The following is a 19,126-nucleotide window of genomic DNA, read 5'->3' as shown; positions in this document are numbered from 1 at the left end:
ACATAGATGCGACGCGAGCGGCGAGGCAAGATATGAACGTGCAGGGCCGGGAACCACACTTCGTCCAGTCCTTCGACCGCGGGCTCGCGGTCATCCGCGCCTTCGACGCGGACCATCCCGAGCTGACCCTCAGCGACGTCGCCCGCCAGTGCGACCTCACGCGCGCCGCGGCCCGCCGCTTCCTGCTCACCCTGGTCGACCTCGGCTACGTCCAGAGCGACGGCCGCCTCTTCCGCCTCACCCCGCGCGTGCTGGAGCTGGGCTACGCCTACCTGTCGAGCTTCTCGCTCCCGGAGATCGCGGAACCGCACCTCGAACGGCTGGTCGCCGAGGTGCGGGAGTCGTCCTCGCTGTGCGTGCTGGACGGCGAGGACATCGTGTACGTGGCCCGCGTCCCCACGAGCCGCATCATGACCGCCGCGATCACGGTCGGCACCCGCTTCCCCGCGTACGTCACCTCCGTCGGCCGCGTCATCGTCGCCCACCTGCCGCAGCCGGAGATCGACACGCGCCTCGCGGCCGCCCGCCTCGACCCGCTGACGCCGCGCACGATCACCTCGGCGCAGGCGCTGCGGGCCGAGCTGGCCCGGGTGCGCCGGCAGGGGTACGCGATCGTGGACCAGGAGCTGGAGGAGGGCCTGCGCTCGGTCGCGGCCCCGGTCCGGGACCGCGACGGCGCGGTGGTCGCGGCGGTCAACATCCCCGTGCACGCGAGCCGGAACTCGGTCGAGTCGGTACGCCGCGACCTGCTGCCGCACCTGCTGGCGGCCGTCGCGAGAATAGAGGCGGACCTGAGGGTCACCCGACCCCGCACATGAGGCGGGAAGGGCATGGACGCCGGCCCGCTACCCAGCCGCCGGCCCCGGCGCCCCGCCCTCCGCCGCGGCCGGTCCTGCGGTGCCCGCGCCGGGCAGCCGCCGGATACGCGGCACCGGCGAGGGCAGCAGCCACAGCACGGCCAGCGCCGCGCCGGCCGTCGCCGCCCACAGCGTCGGCCGCAGGCCCAGCGCGCTGCCCAGCGCGCCGCCCGCGAGCGCGCCGAGCGGGCGGACGCCGAAGTTGACGGTCTGGAAGGCGCCGAGGACGCGGGAGCGCAACTCGTCGGGGATGGCCGCGGCGAAGAAGGAGTTGGCCGAGATGTCGAGGATCATCACGCCGAACGCGGAGGTGAACTCCGCGGCCAGCAGCATCCCGGCGACCACCGGCGTCGGCCCGCCCGCGAGCGGGATCAGCGTCAGCGGCACGCTGAACCCGGCGAACCCGGCGGTCATCGCGGGGCCCACCCCGAACCGCGCCACGACCCGGCTCGCGACCGCGGCGCCGACCAGGCCGCCGACGCCCCCGGCGCCGAGCACGAGGCCCAGGAGCCCGGGGCCGAGGCCCAGTTCGCCGGTCGCATAGAGCACGAAGAGGGCCTGGAAGATGAAGTTGAAGAAGTTGAGGGTCGCGGCCGCGGCGGCGCAGGCGCGCACCGCGGGGGTCCGCAGGACCCACCGGATGCCCGCGGACGCGCGGCCTCTTTCCCGCGCGGCGGGCGGCGGTTCCGCCGGGGAGATCCGGCCGAGGAAGAGCGCGGAGACGAGGTAGCTGAGCGCGTCCAGCAGCAGCGCGAACGGCGCCGTGGCCACCTGGACGAGACCGCCGCCGAGACCCGGCCCGGCCGTGAACGCCAGTGCCCGGCTGCCGTTGAGCAGCGAGCTGCCCTGGACGTAGCGCTCGACGGGCAGCAGGGCGACGTACACGGTGCCGGCGCAGACGTTGAACAGCGCGCCGAGGGTGCCGACCGCGAAGGCCGCCGCGTACAGGTGCGTGAGGGTCAGCGCGTCGAGGGCGTACGCCGCGGGCACGGAGGCGACGGCCGCCATCCGGCCGAGGTCGGCGGCGATCATCACCCGGCGGCGGCTGCGCCGGCGGTCGGCCCAGGCGCCGGCGGGGATCGAGAACAGCAGCGCGGGCAGCAGGGCCGCGGCGGTGAGCAGGCCCATGTCGGCGGCGCCGGCGCCGAGCAGCAGCACGGCGGCGAGGGGGAGGGCGATGCGGTGGACCTCGTCGCCGAGGAGGGAGACGCTCTGGGCGGCCCAGTAGCGGCGGAAGGGGCGGTCGCGCAGCAGGTGCGGTACGGCGGGGAGGCGGCGCGGGCGTCTCACGGCGCGGGCTGCGCGGGCTGCGCGGGCTGCGGGGGGTCGGGGGGCGGGGCCGCCGGGTCCGCCGCGGCCGGCGGCTCCTCGGGGTCCTGGGGGGCGACGAAGGCCAGGCGCAGCATGCTGACCAGCCGGGCGCCCTCCGGGCGGCGCGCCGGGTCGGCGAAGCGGTCGTCGTAGCGGGACAGCAGCCGGGTCATCTCCTCCGTCAGCCCGGTCAGCTCCTCCGGGGTGAGGTACAGGCTCCAGTCGCCGGAGTACTCGGCGGCCTGCCACTCCCGCGGCAGCCGGTGGCGGTCCGCGAGCGCCGCGCCCAGCTTCCGCACGTACGCCTCCACCTGCGCCATCGTCAGGTCCCCGACGGCCTCGGTCGCGGACGGGTCGTCGTACGCGGCCTCCCAGTGGGTCGTACGCGCCGTGGCCCGCCACGGCTTCTCCCGCCCCCGCCCGCCGCCGCTCTGCTCGACGAGGCCGTACTTGGCGAGCATCCGCAGGTGGTACGAGCACCCGGCGACGGACTCCCCGGTCAGCTCGGCGGCCCGGGTGGCGGTGAGCGGCCCGTGCCGGCGGAGCAGGCCGACCAGCTCCATCCGGGTGGGGTGGGCGTAGGCGCGCAGGGCGCGGGCGTCGGTGAGGTCGATGCGGTCGGGCATGTATCAAAAGATATCTTTAGAAAGGTTTCTTTAGAAGCCCACGGAGCCGACCGGGAGGAGAATGGGGCGATGGACCTGGAGAGCGTCGCCGACGAGCTGTACGCGCTGCCGCCCGGCGAGTTCGTCGCCGCCCGCGGCCGGCACGTCGCCGCGGCGCGCACGGCCAAGGAGCCGGCCCTCGCCAAGCAGATCGCCGCGCTGCGCAAGCCGACCCTCGCCGCCTGGGCCGGCAACCTGCTGGTGCGCTCCGCACCCGAGCAGGTCGACGCGCTGCGCCGGCTCGGGGAGGGCCTGCGTGCCGCGCAGGAACGGCTCGCGGGGGAGCAGTTGCGCGAGCTGACCCGCCAGCGCAACGCGCTGGTCGCCGAACTCGCCCGCGAGGCCCGGCGGCTCGCCGCGGAGGCCGGCCAGCCGGTCGGCGACGCCGTCCAGCACGAGGTCGAGACCACCCTCCACGCCGTACTCGCCGACCCGGAGGCCGCCGGCGAGTGGGCGGCGGGCCACCTCGCGAAACCGCTGACCACCCGCCCCGGCTTCCCGGCCACCGCCTCCGCCGCCGCCCCCGCATCCGCTCCCGCGTCCCGTCCCGCCCGCAAGCGCCACCTCAAGGTCGTCGAGGACCCGGCCAAGGCCCGCGCGGCGGAGCTGGACCGGGTCCGTGAGGAGGCCCGGGCCGCCGAGCGCCGGGCCCGCGACCAGGAGAAGGCCCTGCACCGCGACGAGGGCGGGCGGGACAAGGCGGAGACCCGGCTCGACGAGGCCGCAGCCCGCGTCGCCGAGCTGACCGAGAAGCTCCGGGCCGCCGAGGAGGCCGAATCCCAGGCCCGCGAAGCCCTCACCCGGGCCCGGCGCACGGCCGCCGCCACCGCCCGCACCGCCCGCGAGTCCCGCAGGGCGGCCGACCGCGCCGCGTCCGAACTCACCACCCTGGAAACCGAACCGGACTCCTGAGGCGTCCCTCCGGCGAGGCCTGGCCGCCCGCCCCCGGGTGTCACGCCCGGGGGGCGGGCGGTGTCTGGATGAGCACCAGATCGTCTGACCAAGGAGAGATCGTGACGGTGCGTGTTCCCAAGGCGGAGCTTCCCCGCGAGCTGGAGGAGGCCATGGCGGCGCGGTTCGGCGGAGTGCCCGAGCCGGTGGAGGTCCTGTTCAACCACCCCGCGTTGGCCGCCGCCAACCAGGAGTTCTCGGCGAAGGTGGCGTCGTGGCACGCCGTCGACGCGAGTCTGAAGTCGTTCGCGCACATGGCCGTCGCCGCGCTCGTCGGGTGCAGCTGGTGCCTGGACGTCGGCTACTACCAGGCGCAGCACGAGGACCTGGACATGGCGAAGGCCGGCCAGGTGCCGCGGTGGCGGGACTCGGAGGTGTTCTCGCCGCTGGAGCGGGAGGTGATGGCGTACGCGGAGGCGATGTCGGTCACGCCGACGGCCGTCACCGACGAGCAGTCGGCGAGCCTGCTGGCGCAGCTCGGCCCGGCGGGTCTCGTGGAGCTGACCGTGTTCGTGGCGTACGCCAACATGTCGACACGGGCGAACACGGCGCACGGGATCACCTCGCAGGGCTTCTCGGAGTCGTGCGAAGTCCCGCCGGCCGTTCGCCCGGAAGCCGCCGGCAGGGCATGACGACCGCGCCCGACGACCCGTTCGTCACCCACCGCGGCCTGCTCTTCACCGTCGCCTACGAGATCCTCGGCTCGGCGGCGGACGCGGAGGACGTCCTCCAGGAGTCCTGGCTGCGGTGGGCCGGCGCCGACCGGTCGGGGGTGCGGGACGCGCGGGCGTACCTCGTGCGGACCGTCACCCGGCAGTCGCTCAACCGCCTGCGGACGCTGGCGCGCCGGCGCGAGGACTACGTCGGCGAGTGGCTGCCGGAGCCGCTGCTCACGACGCACGACGTCGCCGAGGACGTCGTGCTCGCCGAGAGCGTGTCGATGGCGATGCTCACCGTGCTGGAGACGCTCGGGCCCACGGAGCGCGCGGTGTTCGTGCTCCGCGAGGTCTTCGACGTGCCGTACGGCGAGATCGCCGGGGCCGTCGGCAAGCCGGCGGCGACCGTGCGGCAGATCGCCCGGCGGGCCCGCGGCCACGTGGCGGCCCGCCGCCCGCGGGTGCGGGTGAGCCGGTCCGAGCAGCAGGCCGTGGTGGCGCGGTTCCTCGCCGCGCTGCACACGGGGGAGTTGCGGGAGCTGCTGGAGGTCATGGCCCCGGACGTGGTCCTCGTCGCCGACGGCGGCGGGATCGTGGCCACCGCGCTCTCCCCGGTCCGCGGCGCCCTCCCGGTGGCGGAGCTGCTGGCGCGGGTGAACCGGTCGGCGCTGGAGTCCGCCCTCGTCTGGCTGAACGGCGCCCCCGCGGGCCGGCTCGCGTTCGACGGCGAGCCGGGGGCGGTGAGCCTGGAACTGGCCGGCGGGAAGATCAGCCGCATCTACGTCGTACGCAACCCGCACAAGCTCACCCGCCTCGACCACCCCGCGGAACTCACCAGATGACGAGAACCCCCCACCCACCCCCGGCCCGCCCGCGGTGCCGCGGCCCGTGCCGCCCGTACGCCGCCGTTGGCGGCCGTGCTCGGGCGGTGAGCGGGGCGGCGGTCATGGGTCGAGCAGGCGGCCCTCGTAGCCGATGGCGCCCTCGTTCGCGCGGTGGTAGTAGCCGATGAACCGCCGGGCCGTGGCGTCCACGAACTGCAGCGACGCCGCGTTCTGGGCCGCGTCCCGCCAGCTCAGCGCCGTCAGCGGGGTGTCCTGCGGGGCGATGGCGACGGCCAGTTCGCCGGAGTGGTGCCAGCCCTGGCTCCACTCCTGGAACGTGTCGTACCGCAGGATGCGCGCCGCCCCCGCCCCCGCGCCCGGCGCGCGCCGCGCGACCTCCCTGCCGGAATACTCGACCACCGCCTCCTCCGGCGCGGCTCCGGGCGTGCTGCGGTAGCCGCGGAAGTCCGCGCCGGAGAAGGCGACGGAGCAGGACGTGCCGTCCGCGTGCCGCCAGGCGAGGTTGGTGACCTCCGCCGGCTCCGCGCGCCTCAGGTACACCTCGATCTCGTCCTCCTCCCGCCACCGGTCCTCGCCCACGCGCCGGGTGGAGATCCGGTACGCGACGACGTCGTCCCGTATCCGGGCGGTCGCCAACGCGTCCTGCGAGCGGCCCCGTTCGAACGTCGAGTCCACCGTCAGCCCGAAGACCCACAGGTACGACGAGGAGTCGGGCGCCGTGCAGACGCGCAGCGTGTGTGTCTCCTCCGTGCGCCCCTGGTGCCAGTCGAGACAGCCGCCGGGCACCGCGAACACGTTGTCCTGCGGCAGGTCCCCGCCGCCCGGCACGGTCCAGTCGCGGATCACCGCCTCCCCGTTCACGTACAGGCTGACGGGCGCGTACCCGATGTCGCCGCCGTGCTTGGCGACCAGGGCGCGCAGCGTCACCGTGGCCTCGGGCTGCACGGGGTCCTGGTCGTCGCGGAAGGCGAGGGTCAGGGAGCCGCCCGCGTCGACGGACAGCCGGTTGCTGCGCCGTACGCAACGGTCCGTCGCCAGCGTGGCGTTGGGCGAGAGCAGCGTCGGATCCGCGGTGAAGTCGACGTACGTGGGCAGCATGGCGGCCCTCCTCGGGCGGCAGCGTACAGGGGCGGACCGGGCGGTGTGCCAAGGGCGGCGCAGGTCGGACGCCCGGGTCGGATGCGCAGGTCGGATGCGCGGGTCGGATGCGCGGGTCGGATGCGGGGTCAGATCCCGAGGTGGACGAAGGGCGCCCACTGGAACGCCGCCCGCCCCGTGCCCTCCGTCGCCTCCGCCTCCACCGCGTCGTCCAGCGCCTCCGCCGCCGGCCACGCGTCCCCGGGCTCCATCCGCAGCCGGTCGTAGAACCGCCGCGCCACCCCGGCGGCCATGCTGTCGCCGACCTCCCACAGGGTGCCGATCACCTGCGGGAAGCCGGCGACCTGCAACGCGGAGGCCAGGTGCACGGACTCGTCGAGCAGCCGCGGGTCGTCGGTCCTCGCGGTCCGGCACGCGGAGAGATACGCCAGCCGCGCCTGGCGGAGTTCGGCCCGCTGGAGCCGCGCCACCGTCAGCCCGGGCACGCCCGGCTCCTCGGCGGCCGCACCGTCGAGGAGCAGGCGGCTGCGCGACGGGTCGTCCTCGTCGGTGACGCCGTGGCAGGCGAAGTGCGCGACGGAGCAGCTACGCAGCCGGTCGAGCACCGCCTCCGCCGTCGCCCCGCCGCCGGGACCGCCGACGCGGCTGTGCCCCGGCAGCAGCCCGCCGAGGTCCGCCGCCTCCCGGGCCGTCTCCGGCAGCTCCGGCGCGCCGGGCGCCCGCGGCGCGGTGACGATCACGCTCCGCACCACCCCGTCCGCCCGCCGTGCCGCGTCCCGCAGCCGCGCGTGGCGCAGCGCGCGGATGCTCGGCGTGTACGAACTGACCACGGCCCGCTCCGCCCCCTGTTGCGGCGTACGCGCGGCGGCGTGCACCGGCAGCCAGGTGAACGGGCCGCAGGGGATCCACCACAGCCGCGCCCGCCGCCCGGCGCGCGCCGGCTCCGGCGGCACCGCGGCCAGCACGGGCGCGACGACCTCGGCCTCCAGCCAGGCCAGCGTGTCGGCGACGTACGCCACCAGCGCCGGCCGCGACGTGTCCGCGTCCCGCGCGGCGCGCAGCCGCTGCTGGAAACCGGCGGCCCGCTGCGCCACCTCCTCCTCGCGGAGCCCGCCGCGGCTGCCGAGTGCGACGCGGAGCACGCCTTCGGGGCGTACGACCAGGGCGTCACTGCCGTACGCGCTGGTCGTCAGGACCACGAGCACCCCCTCGCGCGCCTCGTCCGTCAACTCCCGCTCACCCGGCGGCAGCCCGAAGCCGGCGAAGCCGGGGGAGCGGCGGATCTCCGCCAGCAGCGCGTCGAAGCGCGCGGCGGCGGCGCCGCGCCGCTCCTGGAGCTCCTCGGCGCTCTCGCCCGGCGGCCGGTCGGGGGCGTCCTCGTCCAGGAAGTCGCGCAGCCGGCGGAACTCGGCGGCCTGATGCGGCTGGAGCCGCTCCAGGTCGGTGAGGTCGGAGTGCGCGGTCAGGTCGTGGTGCATGAGGACGTTGCGGCCCAGCTCCAGCAGGCCGAGCGCGGCGGACGCCGTGCCGCCGGCGCGGCGCAGCTCGGCCGCGGCGGCGTCGCGGGCCAGCGCGGGGAAGCCGCTCAGCTCGCGCATCCGCTCGGCGCGGGCGAGGTGCCGGGGGGCCACCAGCGGCAGCAGCTCGACGGCGGCGCGCAGGTCTCCCGCGGCGTCGTCCGGGTCGTCGCGCAGGGCGGCGGCGGAGCGGGCGGCGCGTATCCGCATCGGGGTGGGGGCGGCGCGCAGGGCGCGCACGGCGTCGTAGTACGCCAGCGCCCGGCGCAGCTCCTCGGGGCCGTCCTGGCTGCACAGCGCGTCGCCGGCGTGCACGAGGTACGTGGCCTGCTCGACGTCGTACGGCGAACCCAGGTCGGCGGCGCCGGAGATGGCCGCCGCCGCGCCGCGCAGCGCGTCGCGCGCACCGGTGAGCGCGTGCTGGAGCAGCCGGGCGCGGCCGAGCGCGAACAGCCGCGCGGCGTAGTCGGGGCCGTGCGGGCGGCTGTGGTGCACGATGCGCTCCCACAGCGCCAGCGCCCGTCCGCAGGCGCCCGGATCGCGGGTCCGCTCGGCCTCGTCGAGGCGCGTGCGCGCCTCCGGCTCCGCCTCGTCGGCCAGCTCGGGGCCGAGCAGGCGGGGCATCGGCTCGCGGCCGGCGAGGAAGACGCGGGAGAGGAGTTCGGTGGCCTGTTCGCGGGCGCCGCGCAGGCGCCGGTCGGAGTGGTGGTACGCGTACCAGCGCAGCAGCCCGAGGGTGTGGCACAGCTCCAGCGGCGGGTCGGGGGCGGCGAGGAGCCGCCGGGCGAGGGCGTCGTCCTCGGCGGTGTGGCCGACGGCGAGGCGGCGGTCGCGGTGGACCTCGATGGCGTCGAGCCGGTCCAGCAGCTCGGCGCGGGGGACGTCGGCGAAGTCCTCGGGAGGGGGTGTGGGGGGCACGGGGGTTCCTCCTGCCGGTGGGCCGCTGCGGGCGGGGTGGGGCGGGGTCGGGCGGGCGCGTGTCCGTCATCTCCGGGCCGGTCCGGCCGGTCCGGCCGGTCCGCCCGGTCCGGAAGGCCCGGAAGGCCCGGACGGTCGTGCTGTTCGTGCTGGTCGGCCCAGTCGGCCCCGTCGCCCCGATCGGCCTGTCCCGCCCTCCCGCCCGCCGCGGCGGTCGCCGACCCGGCGGCGGACCAGCCGGTGCCCCGCCACGCAGAGCGCCACGGCGCCCGCCCCGGCGGACAGCAGCGCCGGCCCCGGCGCCACCTCCGTACCGGCGACGCGGCAGCACAGCGCGTACAGCGTCCAGCCCGTACCGGCGCCCGCGGCCAGGCAACTGGCCCGCGTGATCCACGTGCTGTGCGGCACGGTCGAGGACCGCGACCAGTGGAAGGTGAGCACGGGCAGCGCCCAGGCCACGCTGCCGAGCAGCAGGATCAGCGGCAGCGCCAGCCCGGACCCCAGGTCGACGCGGTAGCCGAACGCCTGGACGGCCGCGAGCAGCATGAGCAGCCCGCCCAGCATCGACGTCTGCCACAGCGTCAGCACGGCCTGCCGCTCGCTCTCCGTGGCCTGCGTCCTGGCCTGCGCCCACTCGGCCAGCGCCCGGGACTGCTCCTGCGTCACGGACATCCGCGTCAGCTCGTGCCGCACCTGAGTCAGCGTCAGCTCCGCGCCGCGCAGGTCGCGGGCGAGCGGGTCGGCCGAGCCGGCGGTGCCGGGGAAGCTGTCCCCGACGGCGGTGCGCATGTTCAACTCGGCTGCCTCGACGGTCTGTTCGAGGGTGCGGAGGTTGCCGATGACCAACGCGTGCTCCATCAGCTGGTCGGTGAGCCGGTCGGTGTGGTGCCGCAGCGGCCGCAGCGCGCCGAGCGCCACGGCCCGCGACGGCCCGGCGTCCGCGGCGGAGCCCGGGGCGACGAGGTCGCGCAGCGCGCTCTGGGTGTCCTCGCTCAGCCGCCGTGCCCGGCGCAGCGGGCCCTGGTCGGCGCGCAGCACGCGGGTCTCGTAGTGCAGCTTGGCGGCGTGCAGCAGGTAGCGGACGAACGGGGCGCGCGGGGGACTCCAGGTCCACTCGTCGAGCCGGTCCTCCAGTCCTACGGGGGCGAGCACCGCGATGCCGCGCTCGCCCCGCGACCGGGGCCCGGACTCCTCGGCCAGGTCCCAGACGGCGAAGCCCTCGCGCGTCGTGGTGGGCGTCCCGGGCGGCACGGCGGGCCGCGCGGCGTCCGGCAGCCCGGCGGCGACCGCCCGCCCGAGCCCGGCCGGGTCAGCCTCGTACGGCGGGCCCTCGGCGTCGTACAGCGCAAGGTAGACGTTCGCGCGGCCGAGGACGCCGGCGCCGGACGACGGCACGGTGCGCCCGGCGACGTCGGCGAGCCCGGCCCAGGTGGTGCCGGGGGCGTTGGGCGCCGCCATCCACGCGGCGACGACGACGTCGTGCCATCCGTACACCAGCGCGGCGCTGACGTCCGCGGAGCCCGGCGCCACCGTCGCGGCGCACAGGACGGCGGAGGCGTCGGTGTCGTCGGCGGTGCCGAGGACCGGCTCGTACGGCAGGCCGGGGACGGCGGCGGGCAGCAGGGGGCGCAACCCGTTCCACAGCGCGGTCAGATGGCGCCGGGCGGGGCCCTCGGCGGCGACCTGCGACCGGGCGTAGAACACCAGGGTCAGCAGCGACGGCCGCACCAGCTCCGGCCCTCCGTCCGGCGCCGTCATCTCAGCGGTCGCCCCCGGCCCCGCCGTCGGCCGCCCCGGGGCTCCGGCCGGGCACGATCTCGGGGACCATCTCGTTCAGGATCTCGCCGACGTCCGCGGGGCACTCCTGCGCCTCGCCGCCGAACAGCCCGCTGTCCAGCGGCCGGCTGGTACGCGACGGCTCGTACGTCTTCAACTGCTGTACGGCGCCGCGGACATCGCCGTAGCGCCCCTCCCGCAGCGCCTCGCGCAGCCGCCGCAGGACGCCGCGCACCTCGTCCCACTCCCGCGCCGGGGCCCGCATCCCACGTATCCCGCCGGCGAGCGCCGGCCACTCCGCACGGAACCCCGGCCACCACGCCGGGGGCTGCTCGTCCGGTAACGGACCTTCCATGACACCTCCGCAAGCACTGGACCGCACATGTACTGCCCCCGCCCACCACCGCCGAACCGTCGCCAACCGGCCGAGTCTTACCCCCGGGGTAATCGACGCCGCACCCGGGCGCCCCGCATCGTGGAGCCATCGATCAGCACCACCTTCGAGGAGGCCACCCCCATGTCGACGTACGAGACCGCCGTCACCCGCTACTTCGCAGCCTGGAACGCCCAGGACCCCGCGGAGCGCGAGAAGGCCGTCGCCGCCGCCTGGACCGAGGACGCGACGTACACCGACCCGCTCGCCGAGGTCAGCGGCCACCCCGGCCTCACCGCCGTGATCAGCGGCGCCCAGGAGCAGTTCCCGGGCTTCGAGTTCCGCCTCCTCGGCGCCGTCGAGGGCCACCACGACTCCGCCCGCTTCACCTGGGAGCTGATCGCCCCGGACGGCTCGGCGCCGGTGCAGGGCTTCGACGTCGTCACGCTGGCGGACGACGGCCGGATCCGCACCGTCGTCGGCTTCCTGGACCGAGTGCCGGACTGACACGGGCTTCCGCGGCACACTGGTGCGGGTCGAACCCGCAAACGATCCGCACCAGGAGCGCCGATCATGGCAGAACAGCACTTACCCGACGGGACCAGGTCACTGGACCAGCAGCGGCCGCACTCGGCGCGCGTGTGGGACTACTGGCTGGGCGGCAAGAGCAACTACGAGGTCGACCGCGTGACCGGCGACCAGTTGCAGGAGGCCGTGCCCGACGTGGTGGAAGCGGCGCGGGCCGACCGCGGCTTCCTGATGCGGTCGGTGCGCCACCTCACCGCCGAGGCCGGGATCCGCCAGTTCCTCGACCTCGGTGCCGGACTGCCCACCAACCACAACACCCACGAAGTCGCCCAGGACATCGCGCCCGAGTCCCGCGTCGTCTACGTCGACAACGACCCCCTGGTGCTGCGGTACGCGGACGCGCTGCTCACCAGCGGCCCGCAGGGCGCCACCAACTACGTCGACGCCGATGTCCGCGACATCGAGGCCATCCTCGAACAGGCGGCGAAGACCCTGGACTTCACCCGGCCCGTCGCGGTGATGATGCTGGGCATCGTGCAGTTCATCATCGACGACGCCGAGGCGCGCGACGTCGTGCGCCGCCTCGTCGAGGCCGTGCCCCCGGGCAGCCACCTGGCGCTGGCCCACCCCGTCAGGGGAGTGAGCAGCGAGGTGGACCGGATCCTGCAGATGTGGAACGACGCGGGCGTGGACCCGCAGACGCTCCGCGACCCCGCCGACGTCGCCGGCTACTTCGACGGCCTGGAGATCCTCGAACCCGGCGTCGTCCCCTGCGCCCAGTGGCGGCCCGAGGAGCCGGCCGTCGGCGCGAACCGCGCGGTGGCGCCCTGGCGCGTCTGCGCCGTCGGCCGCAAACCCTGACGCCGCCCCGCCGGCAGCGCGGCGAGGGCCCGGCCCCGCGCGGCCCGGCCCCGGCCCGTGCGACCGGTGCCGGCCCGCCTCAGCCGTCGGCGGCGACCCGGATGACGGTCTTCCCGGCGCCGCGCCGGCCGGGGGCGAACGCGGCCGGCGCCTCGGCGAGCGGCCGTACGTCCCCGACCAGCGGCTTGAGCCGGCCCTCGCGCAGCCGCCGGGCGAGGTCGGCGAGCCGGGCCCGGTCGGGTTCCACGACGAAGAACACCGCGCGTCCGTCGCGGGGGTGGACCCGTACCGGCTCGGCGATGGTCACCAGGGTGCCGCCGGGGCGGACCAGGTCGGTGGAGCGGTCGAGGACCTCGCCGCCGATGACGTCGAAGACCACGTCGAACCGCCCCGCGTCCGCGAGCCGCTCCGACTCCAGGTCGACGAACGCCTCCGCACCCAGGTCCAGGGCGGTGGCCCGCGAGCCCGCACGGCCGGTGCCGACCACCCGGGCACCCGCCTCGCGGGCCAGCTGCACGGCGATGGACCCGACGCCGCCGGCCGCGCCGTGGACCAGCACGCTCTGCCCCGTGGTGAGCCGGCCGTGGTCGAACAGCGCCTGCCAGGCGGTGAGTCCGGAGATCGGCAGGGCCGCCGCGGTGACGTGGTCGACGTCGGCGGGCAGCGGGGCGAGGTTGCGGGCCTCGACGGCGGTGTACTGCGCGAGCGAGCCGTCGCGGGTCCAGTCGGCGAGCCCGTAGACGCGCTGCCCGACGGTGAGTCCGGTGGTGCCGTAGCCGAGTTCGGTGACCACGCCGGACAGCTCGTGCCCGGGCACGCTCGGCGTCCGGTCCCGGCCGGCGCGGTCGGTCCACGTGCCCGGCCAGGTCAGCTCGCCGGGGGTGAAGCCGGCCGCGTGGACCTCCACGATGACGTCGTTCTCCGCGGCGTGCGGGTGCGGCAGGTCCGTCAGGGACATCCCCGCGGTGCCGGCGTCGGGGTCGCGAACGATGATGGCTTGCACGGGATCCCGGCTCCTTGCCTCGCGGTCGGTGGACTGCCCGCTCGAACCTAGTACTTCCCACCGGGCCGGACGCGCCGCCGCGGCCCGGCGCGCCGCGGCTGTCCGCGGTGCGCCCGGGGGGCCGGGTCACTTCGGTGCCCCGGGCTGTCCGCGGTGCGCCGGGTCATCGTCGGGCATGCCGAGTCCCTCCTCCAGCTCCCGGATGCGTCCGCCACCGCGCCGAAGTAGGCGTCGCGGGGCAGGCAGGTCTCTGCTCCAGCCGCAGGTCGGCCGTCGACGTGCAGGCCGGGTGTCGCCATGAACGAGGCGGACGGGGGAAGGGGAGCCCTATGCGACCTACCCAGTCACCGAACAGCTCCCCCGACGGGGCGCCCACACCGGACGACCTCGCCGTCGAAATGGAGCAGGCCGTCGAGGACGACGCGGTCCCCTCCGGTCTGCTGGCGCATGCCGCGCGTCGGCTGATCGAGCTGAGCGAGGAGAACATGCAGCTCAAGCAGGCCATCGAGAGCCGGCCGATGGTCGATCAGGCCCGCGGGGTGCTGATCGCCGTACTCGGCGCGGACGAGGACGAGGCCTGGCAGGTGCTGCTGGGCACCTCCCAGCACGCCAATGTTCCGCTGCGGTACGTGGCCGAAGCACTCATAGCGTCCGCCACGGGCCGGCCGATCCCGGACGACCTGCGGATTCCGCTGCGCGACGCCATGGGCCGGGTCCGCTCGGACAGGCGCGGCAAGCCCGACCGGTAGGCGCCGGGCCCGCGTCCGGCCGCCCCCCGGACCGCCGTCCGGGCCACCCGCTCTCCCGCGCGCCGCTCGGTGTTCTGCGCCCTGGGACACCACTCCGCCTTTCCCTCCGCCCGCGGGAACGCGCCCGTGCCGCCGGGCCGCCCGCTCCCGCACTCGTGCGTCCCCCGGGTGCCCGCCCCGCCCGCCGCTACACCGGCGATCCGTGAACGCCTTCCGCGACCTCCCCGCCACGCACGGTGGCCCGGCCGGCGGCCCGGGATCGGTCGTTAGTCCCCGCCGGAGCGTGGTACCCGGTCCCCATGACCGACCAGGGCGCGGCGCGTACGTGACCGGACCGGCGCGTCGCCGTGCCCGCGAGCAGGAGAGCAGGAGAGCACAGACCGCTCGGACAAGGAGCACGACATGACCGCCGCCGAAGTGGATCAGGACCTCACCACCGCGCTCGGCCGCCAGCTGCGCGTGGACGCCGTACGGGCCGCTGCCGCCGCCGGATCCGGCCATCCGACCTCGTCGATGTCCGCGGCAGACCTGATGGCCGTACTGCTCGCCAGGCATCTGCGCTACGACGTCGACCGGCCCGACCACCCCGGGGCGGACCGCCTGGTGCTGTCCAAGGGGCACGCCTCACCGCTGCTGTACGCGGCGTTCAAGGCGGTCGGCGCCATCGGCGACGAGGAGCTGCTGACGTTCCGGAAGGCGGGCAGCCGGCTGGAGGGGCATCCGACCCCCGTGCTGCCGTGGGTCGACGTGGCCACGGGGTCGCTGGGGCAGGGGCCGGCCATCGGCGTCGGCATGGCGCTGGCGGGCAAGCGGCTCGCGCACCTGCCGTACCGGGTGTGGGTGCTGTGCGGTGACAGCGAGATGGCCGAGGGGGCGGTCTGGGAGGCGTTCGAGCACGCCGGGTACGAGCACCTGGGCAACCTCACCGTGATCGTCGACGTGAACCGGCTCGGCCAGCGCGGGCCCACCCGGCACGGCTGGGACCTGGACGCGTACGCCCGCCGGGCGCGGGCGTTCGGCTGGCACACCGTCGAGGTCGACGGGCACGACACGGCCGCGGTCGACGCCGCGTACGCCGAGGCGGCGGCGGTGACGGACCGGCCGACGGCCGTGCTCGCCCGCACCGTGAAGGGCAGCGGCGTCGAGTCCGTCGCGAACCGCGAGGGCATGCACGGCAAGCCCCTGCCGGACCCCGAGGCGGCGATCGCAGAACTGGGCGGCACGTCCGACGTACGCGTGCGGCCCGCGGCCCCGCCGCACGCCTCCGCGCCCCCGCGCGGGTCCGCCGCGCAGCCGGTGCTGCCGCGGTACGACGTGGGGGACCCGGTGTCGACGCGCGACGCGTACGGGTACGCGCTGGCCGCGCTCGGCACCGTCCGGCCGGACGTCGTCGCCCTGGACGGCGAGGTCGGCGACTCCACGCGGACCGAGTTCTTCGCCAAGGAGCATCCCGACCGGTACTTCGAGCTCTACATCGCCGAGCAGCAGCTCGTCGCCGCGGCCGTCGGCATGCAGGCCTGCGGCTGGACCCCGTTCGCCGGGACGTTCGCCGCGTTCCTGACCCGCGCCCACGACTTCGTGCGCATGGCGGCCGTCAGCCGGGCGAACGTCTGCCTGGTCGGCTCGCACGCCGGCGTCGCCATCGGCGAGGACGGCCCGTCGCAGATGGGGCTGGAGGACCTGGCGATGTTCCGCGCCATCCACGGCAGCACGGTGCTGCACCCCTGCGACGCCAACCAGGCCGCGCGGCTCGTCGCCGCCATGGCGGACGACGAGCTGACCGGCGTGCGCTACCTGCGCACCATGCGCGGCGCCCGGCCCGTCCTCTACGAGCCCGACGAGGACTTCCCCATCGGCGGCAGCAGGCTGCTGCGTGCCGCGCCCGGCGACCGCGTGACGATCGCCGCCGCCGGGGTCGCCGTCCACGAGGCGCTGGCCGCCGCCGACCTGCTGGCCGCGGAGGGCATCGGGGCGCGCGTGCTGGACCTGTACTCCGTCAAGCCCGTGGACGTCGCCGCCGTGCGCGCCGCGGCGGAGCTGACCGGCCGGGTGCTCACCGTCGAGGACCACCGCCCGCAGGGCGGTCTCGGCGACGCGGTGGCCGAGGCGTTCGCCGACGGCCGCCCCGTCCCGCGCCTCGCCCGGCTGGGCGTACGCACCATGCCCGGCTCGGCGACGGAGGCACAGCAGCTCGCGGCGGCCGGCATCGACGCCGAGTCGGTCGCGGCGGCGGCCCGCGACATGGTCGCGGCGGCCGGTGCCCGGGCGGTCTGAAAGGCGTACCGGGCACCGGGGATTCGTACCGAACCGGCGGAGGAGGGAACCGTGACGAAGAAGGAGAAGCGTACGGTGCACACGCTCCTGGACGAGTACGGGCGCACGTACGCAGAGGACGCGGGCATCCGCCTGCGCGACACCCCGCAGCCCCTCTACCGGCTGCTCGTACTCTCCTGCCTGCTCAGCGCCCCGATCCGGGCGGGCACGGCGGTCTCCGCGGCCCGCGCGCTGTCCGCCGCCGGGCTGCGCGACCCGCGCCGGATGGCCGACGCCACCTGGCAGCAGCGGGTCGACGCCCTCGGCGAGGGCGGCTACCGGCGCTACGACGAGAGCACCGCCACCCGGCTCGGCGACGGCGCCCGGCTGCTGCTGGACACCTACGGCGGCGACGTGCGCGAGCTGCGCCGCGAGGCGGACGGCGACGTGTACAGGCTCACCCGGCTGCTGCGGCGGATCCCCGGCCTCGGGCCCGTGGGCGCGGCCATCTTCCTGCGCGAGGTCCAGGGGGTCTGGCCGGAGACCGCCCCGTACATCGACGCGAAGGTCGTGCAGGGCGCCGGCCGGGTGGACCTGCCGAAGGACCCGGACCGGCTGGCCAGGATGGTGAGCGAGCCGCAACTCACGCCGTTCACGGCGGCGTTGGTGCGCTGCGCGCTGGACAAGGGCGTGGCGGCCCGGGTCAGGGAACACGCGCACGTCTGAACCCGCCCGGAACTCTCCGGGCGGGGGCTTCCGGACGGGCCCCGCCGCAGCCGCTCGGCGACGAGCGGCTGCGGCGAGGGGTCAGGCCGTGGCCAGCAGGTCCCTCACCCCCTGGGCCGTCAGGGCCACCTCCTCCGGCGTGCCCGCGTCGACGACCAGCGACGGGCCGTCCGAGGGCCAGCCGCGGGCGAGGTCGCCGAGGCCCACCGCGTGGTAGTGCTCGATCTCCGGGAAGACCTGCTCCAGGCGGTCGGCGGACGTGAAGACGGGCACCAGCCGGGTGCCGTCGCCCTGCTCGACGACCGGCAGGATCAGCGCCTGCGCCTGCCCGGGCCCGGGCTGCTCCTCGGCCGGCTCCGGGTCCGGCAGCAGCACCCGGCTCCCGGCGAGCGTGTGCAGTGCCTCCTGGTCCGGACCGTTCTCGGCGACGGTGTGCAGCGCCTGCTGCGCGGCAGTGCGCTGGCCGTTCGGGTAGTACGTCATGGGCGTGTTCCCTTCGCTGTGCGGTGACGCATGCCGGTCCCGCCCCGGGTTCCCCGCGCCGGTGGACTGAAACCGGAGCGCACAGCTGAGAGATTTGTCCGTTTGATGGGGAATCTTTGGTGGCTGACGATGGTGGCGTCGTATCGGACCAACGCCAGGGAGCAGCCATGCCGAGAGGATCCAGCCGCAAGCGGGAGCGCCAGTACGAGCACATCGAGGAAGGCGCCCGGAAGCGCGGCGTCCGGCCCGCGCGGGCCAAGGAGATCGCCGCCCGCACCGTGAACAAGGAGCGCGCCAGGACCGGCGAGGCCCGCACCGCGAGCCGTACCTCCACCCGCGACATCTCCTCCGGCCGCCGCGGCGGCCTCCGCTCCCACCGCGGCGCCGAGGGCCCCACGTACGACCAGCTGTACGCCGAGGCCCGGCGCCGCAACATCCACGGCCGCTCCTCCATGAACAAGGCCCAGCTCAAGCGCAAGCTCGGACGCTGACGGCGGCCTGCCCCCGTCACCCGCACGGCCGAGTGCGCCCGTACTCCTTCGGGTGCGTCAGGGGAGGAACGCGTCGGCGAGCAGGCGCGCGATGGCCCAGTCCTGCATCGCGACGCCGACCGTCTTGAAGACGGTCCGCTCGCCGCGCGGGGCCTCCGGGGCGGTCAGGGCGGTGCCGAGTTCGACGAGGTCGTCCTCGGTGAGAGCGCCGGCCTCCAGCGCGTGCCGGATCTCGCCGGACTCTTCGAGGACGGCCTCGCGCTCGTCGACGACCACCGTGCCGGTGGCGAGGAGCTCGTCGGGCAGCTCGCGCATGGTGGGGCGGAAGGCGCCGATGGCGTTGACGTGGACCCGGGCGGGCAGAGCCGCCGCGCGGAAGAGCGGGCTGGTCGCGGGGGTGGCGCAGCAGACGATCTCCGCGTCGCCGACCGCGGCCTCGGCGTCGGCGGCGGTGGAGATCCGGGTCCCGGGCAGCTCCGGGGCCAGGGTCTCGGCGAGGGCCGCGGCCCGGTCGGGGGCGGTGTCCACGACGGTCACCTCGCGCAGGGGGCGTACGGCGTGGACGGCCCGTACCTGGTCGGGGGCCTGGCCGCCGGCCCCGACGAGAGTCAGCCGCCCCGCGCCGGCCGGGGCGAGGAGGTCGGTGGCGACGCCGACGGCGGCGCCGGTGCGCAGGGCCGTCACCGTGCCGGCGTCGGCGACGAGGCTGTCGGCGCGGCCGGTCTCGGTCCAGACGACGGTGCCGGCGATGGCGGGGACGCGGCCGAAGTCGAGGCTCAGCGTCTTGATCATGGCGGAGGCGCTGGCGCGGTGGTGGGCGGACATCACCAGGAACTGCCCGTCGCGCAGGACGGTGCGGGTGGGCATCTCGAACCCGCCGGCGGCCAGGTCGACGAATCCGCCGCGTACGGCGTCGATGGCGGCGCGCATGGTGACGGCCTCGCGGATCTCGCGGGGGTCGACGGTGACGGTCTGCATGGGGACTCCGCATCCATGGGGTGAAAGCCTGTGGGGAGTAAGGTATTACGCCTTACTTCGCGCGGCCCGGACCGAGGGTCCGCGGCA

At 75.9% G+C, this 19,126-nt stretch carries 19 protein-coding genes; 10 read left to right on the top strand and 9 right to left on the bottom strand.

What is annotated here, in order from left to right; genetic code table 11:
* The first annotated feature begins 32 nt into the window (after nt 1-32).
* The gene (locus tag LG396_RS19690) at nt 33-818 is read left to right on the top strand and encodes an IclR family transcriptional regulator domain-containing protein (protein ID WP_225795767.1); all 786 of its coding nucleotides are present in this window, start codon (nt 33-35) and stop codon (nt 816-818) included.
* A gap of 27 nt (nt 819-845) precedes the next feature.
* On the opposite strand, the gene LG396_RS19685 is transcribed toward LG396_RS19690, so the two are convergent.
* Nucleotides 846-2,147 (bottom strand): MFS transporter, encoded by a 1,302-nt coding sequence (locus tag LG396_RS19685; protein ID WP_225795766.1) that lies wholly within the window; start codon nt 2,145-2,147, stop codon nt 846-848.
* Nucleotides 2,144-2,794 (bottom strand): winged helix-turn-helix domain-containing protein, encoded by a 651-nt coding sequence (locus LG396_RS19680; protein WP_225795765.1) that lies wholly within the window; start codon nt 2,792-2,794, stop codon nt 2,144-2,146. The genes LG396_RS19685 and LG396_RS19680 overlap by 4 nt, the downstream gene beginning before the upstream one ends.
* A gap of 69 nt (nt 2,795-2,863) precedes the next feature.
* Between LG396_RS19680 and LG396_RS19675 the strand changes: the two genes are divergently transcribed.
* From LG396_RS19675 to LG396_RS19665, 3 genes are all read left to right on the top strand, one after another.
* The gene (locus LG396_RS19675; RefSeq protein ID WP_225795764.1) at nt 2,864-3,745 is read left to right on the top strand and encodes a hypothetical protein; all 882 of its coding nucleotides are present in this window, start codon (nt 2,864-2,866) and stop codon (nt 3,743-3,745) included.
* A gap of 101 nt (nt 3,746-3,846) precedes the next feature.
* Nucleotides 3,847-4,416: a carboxymuconolactone decarboxylase family protein gene (locus LG396_RS19670; RefSeq protein ID WP_037746645.1), complete on the top strand. Its 570-nt coding sequence runs from the start codon at nt 3,847-3,849 to the stop codon at nt 4,414-4,416.
* Complete coding sequence (locus LG396_RS19665; protein WP_225795763.1) at nt 4,413-5,282, top strand: RNA polymerase sigma-70 factor; 870 nt, start codon at nt 4,413-4,415, stop codon at nt 5,280-5,282. The genes LG396_RS19670 and LG396_RS19665 overlap by 4 nt, the downstream gene beginning before the upstream one ends.
* A 102-nt stretch (nt 5,283-5,384) precedes the next feature.
* On the opposite strand, the gene LG396_RS19660 is transcribed toward LG396_RS19665, so the two are convergent.
* From LG396_RS19660 to LG396_RS19645, 4 genes are all read right to left on the bottom strand, one after another.
* Nucleotides 5,385-6,383 (bottom strand): hypothetical protein, encoded by a 999-nt coding sequence (locus LG396_RS19660; RefSeq protein WP_225795762.1) that lies wholly within the window; start codon nt 6,381-6,383, stop codon nt 5,385-5,387.
* Nucleotides 6,384-6,511: 128 nt separating this feature from the next.
* The gene (locus LG396_RS39745; protein WP_225795761.1) at nt 6,512-8,818 is read right to left on the bottom strand and encodes a CHAT domain-containing protein; all 2,307 of its coding nucleotides are present in this window, start codon (nt 8,816-8,818) and stop codon (nt 6,512-6,514) included.
* 66 nt (nt 8,819-8,884) lie between these two features.
* Nucleotides 8,885-10,576 carry a CATRA conflict system CASPASE/TPR repeat-associated protein gene (locus LG396_RS19650; protein ID WP_225795760.1) on the bottom strand — a complete coding sequence of 564 codons (1,692 nt, stop codon included), beginning with the start codon at nt 10,574-10,576 and terminating at the stop codon, nt 8,885-8,887.
* 1 nt (nt 10,577) lies between these two features.
* Nucleotides 10,578-10,949 (bottom strand): CATRA system-associated protein, encoded by a 372-nt coding sequence (locus tag LG396_RS19645; RefSeq protein WP_225795759.1) that lies wholly within the window; start codon nt 10,947-10,949, stop codon nt 10,578-10,580.
* A 162-nt stretch (nt 10,950-11,111) separates the two neighbouring features.
* On the opposite strand from LG396_RS19645, the gene LG396_RS19640 reads away from it, so the two are divergent.
* Entirely contained in the window at nt 11,112-11,474 is a 363-nt protein-coding gene (locus tag LG396_RS19640) for a nuclear transport factor 2 family protein (RefSeq protein ID WP_018844375.1), read from the top strand.
* Nucleotides 11,475-11,540: 66 nt separating this feature from the next.
* Nucleotides 11,541-12,356, top strand: coding sequence for an SAM-dependent methyltransferase (locus LG396_RS19635; RefSeq protein ID WP_225795758.1), 816 nt, complete (start codon nt 11,541-11,543; stop codon nt 12,354-12,356).
* Between the two features lie 79 nt (nt 12,357-12,435).
* Here the strand turns inward: LG396_RS19635 and LG396_RS19630 are convergent, their stop codons facing one another.
* Nucleotides 12,436-13,359 (bottom strand): NADP-dependent oxidoreductase, encoded by a 924-nt coding sequence (locus tag LG396_RS19630; RefSeq protein WP_018853207.1) that lies wholly within the window; start codon nt 13,357-13,359, stop codon nt 12,436-12,438.
* A 329-nt stretch (nt 13,360-13,688) separates the two neighbouring features.
* On the opposite strand from LG396_RS19630, the gene LG396_RS19625 reads away from it, so the two are divergent.
* The 3 genes from LG396_RS19625 to LG396_RS19615 all read left to right on the top strand — a co-directional run bounded on the left by LG396_RS19625 (nt 13,689) and on the right by LG396_RS19615 (nt 17,087).
* Nucleotides 13,689-14,108 carry an ANTAR domain-containing protein gene (locus tag LG396_RS19625; RefSeq protein WP_225795757.1) on the top strand — a complete coding sequence of 140 codons (420 nt, stop codon included), beginning with the start codon at nt 13,689-13,691 and terminating at the stop codon, nt 14,106-14,108.
* 402 nt (nt 14,109-14,510) lie between these two features.
* Nucleotides 14,511-16,382: a transketolase gene (locus tag LG396_RS19620; RefSeq protein ID WP_225795756.1), complete on the top strand. Its 1,872-nt coding sequence runs from the start codon at nt 14,511-14,513 to the stop codon at nt 16,380-16,382.
* 51 nt (nt 16,383-16,433) lie between these two features.
* Nucleotides 16,434-17,087 (top strand): HhH-GDP family DNA glycosylase, encoded by a 654-nt coding sequence (locus LG396_RS19615; protein WP_225795755.1) that lies wholly within the window; start codon nt 16,434-16,436, stop codon nt 17,085-17,087.
* A gap of 81 nt (nt 17,088-17,168) precedes the next feature.
* Here the strand turns inward: LG396_RS19615 and LG396_RS19610 are convergent, their stop codons facing one another.
* Nucleotides 17,169-17,570 (bottom strand): SseB family protein, encoded by a 402-nt coding sequence (locus tag LG396_RS19610; RefSeq protein WP_018837470.1) that lies wholly within the window; start codon nt 17,568-17,570, stop codon nt 17,169-17,171.
* Between the two features lie 167 nt (nt 17,571-17,737).
* Here LG396_RS19610 and LG396_RS19605 point away from each other — a divergent pair, with 167 nt between their 5' ends.
* A complete protein-coding gene (locus LG396_RS19605; RefSeq protein ID WP_018837471.1) occupies nt 17,738-18,061 on the top strand; it encodes a hypothetical protein in 324 nt (107 codons plus the stop codon).
* A 57-nt stretch (nt 18,062-18,118) separates the two neighbouring features.
* On the opposite strand, the gene LG396_RS19600 is transcribed toward LG396_RS19605, so the two are convergent.
* Nucleotides 18,119-19,039 (bottom strand): ornithine cyclodeaminase family protein, encoded by a 921-nt coding sequence (locus tag LG396_RS19600; protein WP_037746667.1) that lies wholly within the window; start codon nt 19,037-19,039, stop codon nt 18,119-18,121.
* Nucleotides 19,040-19,126: the final 87 nt, after the last annotated feature.

The sequence above is a fragment of the Streptomyces aculeolatus genome (assembly GCF_020400605.1).
Taxonomy (GTDB): Bacteria; Actinomycetota; Actinomycetes; order Streptomycetales; family Streptomycetaceae; genus Streptomyces; species Streptomyces aculeolatus.
Note: the sequence above shows the minus strand (reverse complement) of the source record. Positions and strands in the feature narration are given on the sequence as shown.

Excerpts from the sequence above, each read along its gene's own strand:
- LG396_RS19690 (WP_225795767.1), top strand. The coding sequence starts at position 33 with ATGAACGTGCAGGGCCGGGAACCACACTTCGTCCAGTCCTTCGACCGC.
- LG396_RS19680 (WP_225795765.1), bottom strand. The coding sequence starts at position 2,794 with ATGCCCGACCGCATCGACCTCACCGACGCCCGCGCCCTGCGCGCCTAC.
- LG396_RS19675 (WP_225795764.1), top strand. The coding sequence starts at position 2,864 with ATGGACCTGGAGAGCGTCGCCGACGAGCTGTACGCGCTGCCGCCCGGC.
- LG396_RS19665 (WP_225795763.1), top strand. The coding sequence starts at position 4,413 with ATGACGACCGCGCCCGACGACCCGTTCGTCACCCACCGCGGCCTGCTC.
- LG396_RS19660 (WP_225795762.1), bottom strand. The coding sequence starts at position 6,383 with ATGCTGCCCACGTACGTCGACTTCACCGCGGATCCGACGCTGCTCTCG.
- LG396_RS19650 (WP_225795760.1), bottom strand. The coding sequence starts at position 10,576 with ATGACGGCGCCGGACGGAGGGCCGGAGCTGGTGCGGCCGTCGCTGCTG.
- LG396_RS19645 (WP_225795759.1), bottom strand. The coding sequence starts at position 10,949 with ATGGAAGGTCCGTTACCGGACGAGCAGCCCCCGGCGTGGTGGCCGGGG.
- LG396_RS19640 (WP_018844375.1), top strand. The coding sequence starts at position 11,112 with ATGTCGACGTACGAGACCGCCGTCACCCGCTACTTCGCAGCCTGGAAC.
- LG396_RS19635 (WP_225795758.1), top strand. The coding sequence starts at position 11,541 with ATGGCAGAACAGCACTTACCCGACGGGACCAGGTCACTGGACCAGCAG.
- LG396_RS19625 (WP_225795757.1), top strand. The coding sequence starts at position 13,689 with ATGCGACCTACCCAGTCACCGAACAGCTCCCCCGACGGGGCGCCCACA.
- LG396_RS19620 (WP_225795756.1), top strand. The coding sequence starts at position 14,511 with ATGACCGCCGCCGAAGTGGATCAGGACCTCACCACCGCGCTCGGCCGC.
- LG396_RS19610 (WP_018837470.1), bottom strand. The coding sequence starts at position 17,570 with ATGACGTACTACCCGAACGGCCAGCGCACTGCCGCGCAGCAGGCGCTG.
- LG396_RS19605 (WP_018837471.1), top strand. The coding sequence starts at position 17,738 with ATGCCGAGAGGATCCAGCCGCAAGCGGGAGCGCCAGTACGAGCACATC.
- LG396_RS19600 (WP_037746667.1), bottom strand. The coding sequence starts at position 19,039 with ATGCAGACCGTCACCGTCGACCCCCGCGAGATCCGCGAGGCCGTCACC.